Annotated in this window: 3 protein-coding genes; all 3 read right to left on the bottom strand. The window is 36.5% G+C overall.

From position 1 onward, the window contains the following. Window positions 1–58 precede the first annotated feature (58 nt). Window positions 59–1,885, bottom strand: coding sequence for a sulfatase-like hydrolase/transferase (locus A8L32_RS22165; protein WP_066633410.1), 1,827 nt, complete (start codon window positions 1,883–1,885; stop codon window positions 59–61). Between the two features lie 123 nt (window positions 1,886–2,008). Then, window positions 2,009–3,433: a sialate O-acetylesterase gene (locus A8L32_RS22160; RefSeq protein WP_066633408.1), complete on the bottom strand. Its 1,425-nt coding sequence runs from the start codon at window positions 3,431–3,433 to the stop codon at window positions 2,009–2,011. 313 nt (window positions 3,434–3,746) lie between these two features. Then, window positions 3,747–5,414 (bottom strand): Ig-like domain-containing protein, encoded by a 1,668-nt coding sequence (locus A8L32_RS22155; protein ID WP_066633406.1) that lies wholly within the window; start codon window positions 5,412–5,414, stop codon window positions 3,747–3,749. Window positions 5,415–6,000 lie beyond the last annotated feature (586 nt).

Genomic DNA, 6,000 nt, shown 5'->3' with positions numbered 1-6,000 from the left:
GAATGAGGCGGGTATTTTTATATAAACATGACGTGTATTTTAGCTATCTAGTAATTGTCTATTTCAGCTTTAGTTTATAATCATGGGCTCCAGGAGCAAAATTACTTTTAATCACTTTGGTACCAACAGCCCTGGTTCCTTTACCCCAATTAACTTCTGCTCTATTGTCTCCAAGTACCACATTAATTAACTTTTCTCTCATTTTATCGGCAATCTTTTGATACTTTTTATTGTAGGCCAGGTTATTTATTTCATTCGGGTCAGATGTCATATCATACAAAGCAGCATCTAACTCTTTGTACGAAGCATTCTGAGCCCATTCCAGATTTTCACCACGCTTTTTATTGGGCCTAGTTTGCATCGAGAAAACATACTCCTGGGTACGTATAAAAGCTCTTGGACCAGTAACTGCATGACTTTCGCCCACCACATAATCTCGTTTAGGTGCTTTACCCGAAGCAATTTTGGCCATATCCATTCCATCTAAATATTCAAAGTCTTTATGAGCAATATTAGCTCCAGCAGCTTTTAAAATGGTAGGTGCTATATCTACAAATTCGGTATAATCCTTCACCACTTTGCCTGCCGGAAATTTATTTTTATCAGAAGAAACCACCACAATCGGATTATGACTATCTACGTCCCACGGCGTAAACTTAGAGTATGCTCCATGGTCGTTTAACTTCCAACCATGATCTCCGTTGACATATACCACCATCCAAGGTTGTTTCTTTTCCTTACTATAAGCAATAAAAGCATCCACAGCTTCACCAACCAAAGCATCGCCATATGCGCAAAAAGCATAATAATCGCGAATCATCTTTTGCTTTTGCTCATCAGTAAATTCATTGGAGTAAGCATTATTGACTTGTTTCTTTAACTGTGCTGGCATATTAGCCCACTCTTCATCTGTCAACTCAGGTACATTGTAGGTATACTTTTCAAACCTTTTGCGGTAGTCTGCCGGTGGTAAAACTGGCGTATGCGGAAAGTCGTATCCAATATGGCAAAACAGCGGTTTAGAAGGATCTACCCCTTTAAATGTAGTGCTGCCCAAATTAAACTCCTTGTTTTCATTCTTCAAAAAGTCTTTGAAAGAAGAGGTATAATAACCATCCCTAGTTTTTCCTGCAGGCCGAGGGCTTACTCCTGCCAGTATGCCTTGACTAAATACCGTTTCTGGTTTTTTGGGGGTATGCTTACGTAGTAAATCGCACTTATCATAAATCTCCTGTGCCATACCTGCAAATTGTGGATTCTGCTCCTCTAACTCTTTGGTGTAGTAGTAATATTTTCCGTCTTCGGTTTTTAGGAACTTTATATTCTTAAAAGGCTTAGCTAGTTTTTGACCATCAATCTCTGTTAATAAAGTCTTTTTACCCCATTCTGTTAAACCTTCGTTCGCCAATGTTTTAGAATCAATATCTGTTTGATACATATTAGGAGGTACCGCTTTACCATTTTTAATGGTTCTTAAACGAACACCCAATTTGCCCACGTGCAAGGTTTGATAGCCCAACTGTTCCATTTGCTCAGGTAAATGAGGATAAGAGTTTTCTGTATTGTTGTTGTGGTACTCAAACTCATACACTCCCGAGCGGAAAGGATATCGACCATAATGCATAGAAGCCCGTGAAGGTGCACACCCTTGAGCTTGACAATAAGCATTTACGAAGGTGGTTCCCATTTCTGTTAAACGGTCGATGTTAGGCGATTCCACATAACCCAATTCACTTTCTTCTTTGCCATTAAGCATTTTATTAAACGCTCGAATAGCGTCATAACGATGGTCATCTGTTAATACCCAAAGAACATTGGGCTGTTGTGCTATAGAAGGCTTAACTGCCAATAGCAAAGCGATGAAGACTAGTAGTATTTTATTCATTTGATTTCATTTAATATCAAAATGTAGTATTAAAACTCAAGATATACCAAGAAGATTTATAGTAAACCTTTCTTCAACATACTGTGTGTTTAATACTAAATTATGACTGTTTTATATTTTCAGTTAATTACTTTGCTTTTTTAAGATGTTTTCCCAATCCTCTGTACTAAATGCAGAAGCAGGAACTCCTGCCGTATTGTATAAGCAACCTTCTATATAAGATTCCCAACCATAACGAACACTCACTGGCTGACTCACTTGTTTACAAGTAACTTGCAATACACTTCCTTTTTCAATAATTTTTGCTTCTGCAGGATGATAAACATTATCCACACCAGCCATCTCAAAATATTTCAGTTCCTTGCCCATAGTCGACAAACCTAAAGGCGCATAATCAAATTTTAATAAGGCTTTATTTCCTTGTATTTCCATACTTTTGTAAACAGGCCCAGAATATGAGATTCCTTCTACCCTATAATCGTTTGCTAACGCCCATAATGCTAGACGTTGCCCCACTTCTTTCTTTCTAGCGGGATGGATTCTTTTAAAATCGCCAATATCATTTATTACTGCCATACCTGTATTATTAACCGTTAGCATGGTTTTTAACTGCGATTGCTGAAGTTTGACCCAATTCTCGCCTTGTTTACCATACGGAGCTAATTGCACAAAATAGAATGGAAAATCTCCTTGTTGCCAGTTTGTTCTCCAACTTTTAATCATAGCAGGAAACAAACGAGAATACTGCTCGGCATCCCACCTATTACCTTCGCCCTGATACCAGATAGCCCCTTTTATCCCGAAAGGAATTAAAGGATGGAGCATTCCATTATATAATCCTGATGCTGTACGATTATTAAACTCTTTACTCCATTCATCTTTAAATTCAGGAAAAGTAGTTTGAATTATTTCTTTGGGAGTCCATGCCTGAGCTGGTGTAGCTCCCTGATTACAAGAAATCAGTCCAACAGGAACTCCTACATAGTCTTGTATCTGTTTTCCAAAAAAGTATGCTACCGCACTAAAGTCAACAGCTGTTTTGGGCTTGGACAGTTGCCATGCTCCTTCACAATTTACTTGAGGAACAGGTGTTGTTTTAGTGGCTACTGTAAAAAAACGCAGTTGCTTATTATTACTTCCTAAAATAGCTTCCTGACTACCTTCAATATGCTGACCAGGTCCTCCTTTTAAGGTCATAGCCATATTTGACTGACCTGTGCACAGCCAAACTTCTCCTACTAAAATATCTGAATAAGTAATTTTAGACTTTCCTTCAATCACTAATGAATGAGGTCCTCCGGCCTTCATAGGGTTTAACTTAATCACCCATTTGCCTTCTTTATCTGCTTTGGTAAAATGTTTCTGATCAGCAATAGAAACCGTAATTTTTTCACCTTTTTCAGCCGTACCCCATATTGTATTTATCTGGTTACGTTGCAATACCATATGGTCGCCAAAAATATTAGGCAGACTAAGTTCTGCTGAAATAGAGGACAATCCTAATCCTGTTAACAATACGGAGAAAATTATTCTTTTTAATACGCTCATGTAATTTGATTTTTTTCGGTACTTACGAAGTAATGAATATTAGCCATCATTTATGGTTAATAAAAACCATTGAATGCGGGTAGAAACACAAGCTAGACGTACAGCACTCATATTGTGCATATTAAAAATGCCACAGCAAAGTTTTTAGGCTTTAAACTGTGGCATTTGTACTATCTGGCTATTATAATAGTCTATTTGTAGATAAATTGTATAATCCGCTTGTATTCCTGAATATGCATCGTTTTAAGATTAATCTATACCTAGAAATACAAATCACAGCATTTAGTTCTTTTAAAGCACTTAGTTAAGCTTATTAGTTTACTACAAACTTAGATTTTAATACAGCATCATTACTTTTTAATACGATTAGATATACTCCTTTACTGAGATTTTTAATATTGAACACTGCGGTATCTGACCCAAGAACATCAAACATATTATTATGTACTAAGGCACCACTCATACTATATACATGAGCTGCATAATTACCCGCATTAAGTCCACTGACTCTAATTACACCTGTGGATGAAGGATTAGGAGAAATAGAAACGCCCATTTCTGCAAATGTAGCCACAATGGCATCATCAACACCAATACTCTGGTCACCATAAGGGGTCCAGGTTAAGTTGTCGAACATAACGGTATACGACTTAGTTTCAGCAACTGTAGCATTTTTCACTAACAATGAAAAGTTGCCTTCCACATTAATATCCTCAACTGTAAAATTATAGTTTCCTGTTCCTGTAAAAGTTTTTGTTCCAACCACATTTCCATTGATCAATAATTCTAATGTACGTGCACTATCATCTAAGTATAAATGCTTACATTGGATACTAAAACTTCCTATTCCACCAGTAATCTTTTCCGCTTTTATCCCAGTCATGTTTTTATTAAACTGTATGGCATTAGTGGTATTCATTCGTATAGTATTTTGTGCCCTCATCGTCCACTCAATACCATTATCTCCCATAAATTTATTTGCTGTTAGGTTATAGGAAATATAATCCTCAAAAGTCTCGATATACTTTCCAACCTCCATTTGATTTGTAGCTGTTATATTTCCATCTGTAGTTGTAGCCGTTATGGATGCTTGTCCAATAGCTATGGCTGTCATCATTCCATTTTCATCTACCGTAACTACGTCTTCATCACTTGAAGTCCAAGTAATAGATTTATCGGTTGCTGTAGTAGGAAAAATCTTGTAAGCTATTGACTTTGTTTCTCCTACTTGACTTAAATAGGTAGAACTTTTATCGAACATGATTTTAGCCACGTTATTTAAAAGAGTAGCTGGACCATTGGGCCTGTATAATTCAGGGTTTTGTTGTGCTAAATCTTTATTTGTAACACCTAGCTTTAGCGCTGTTTTAAAAAACAGAATATAATCCACGCAAGCGCCTGTTGAACGGCCGTACATGGTAAAAGTATACTCCTTGCCCTCAGTAAGTCTATAAACAGGAATATCTGAACCTCCATGTTCTAAATACTGAGCGGTTCCCCACTGATTAATTCCTCGCCCCCAAAACTTATGCTTATGTGTTAAATCATCTGTCGCAAACTTAGAAGCACTAGTAAAATCGCCAGCCATTTTAACAAAGAAATCATTTTTAGCATCACCCTTTTCACCTGCTTCAAGCGGTTGGTGCAAACGCATGGCCAATTGATAATCACCTGTAGAAGGGCAAGTGAATTTATACTCTATTTTAGAGTTTTCGCCATCTCCTTGCCAAGGACCTGTATATTGCAGATAGGTATCGTTTACTGGTGCAATTCCACTCTGACTGCCTGAGCTTACATATCTTTCGTAATCGGCATACGACGGTGTTCTTAGCTTCCAATGACTACTAGAGAAGCTAGCTGCTTCTGCTTCAAAAACAATAAAATTATCGCCATATTCAATTCCCGATGCTGTAATATCAGCAAAAAAGATAATAAACAAGCCAAGCAAAAGGGTAAATAATAGTGTAGATTTTTTCTTCATACCTCTGTTGTTTTGTAGATTTCGAAGACCTAAGTTTGAGAACGAAGGCCTCACGTGAGATTTATTGGTTTAACATGTTTAGGTAAGTATAACACTAAATATAATTTTATTTAGGATACTAACATGTACAAAAAAAGGGGGTAAACAGAAGCATCAGAAAGCCCTGATATTCAACACATATAAAACTGCAATAGTTGCCCTGTATAGAAATTGTGATTAAGTAATTTAAGGTTTTAATCATTTTAAAAAGTTCTACATACAAAACCCATGAAACAAATCAGCCATACAATTCAAACAAAAGCACAAATAGTTTTCTTCAATAAATAAAAAAACCTCCCTATTAACTTAAAAACCTCCACGGTAATCACTAATACCATGGGTATTAAAAGTGGTATATCTCCAATCATTCACTCCTTGTAAAGTTATGGTTAAGTTAAATTAATTGATGACTTAAGGCTGTGCATGTAATTTTAGTTCATCTATTATCTATTGAATTAAAAAATACAAATCATGAGACTGGCATGACCTATGTAAATTATTTAGGCGCATTACCGTTTAGGTGACTTATTATAACACATACCTGCTT

It is taken from the genome of Labilibacter marinus (assembly GCF_001659685.2).
GTDB lineage: Bacteria > Bacteroidota > Bacteroidia > Bacteroidales > Marinilabiliaceae > Saccharicrinis > Saccharicrinis marinus.
The sequence above is the reverse complement of the archived record's forward strand: the minus strand, read 5'-3'. Positions and strand labels throughout refer to the sequence as shown.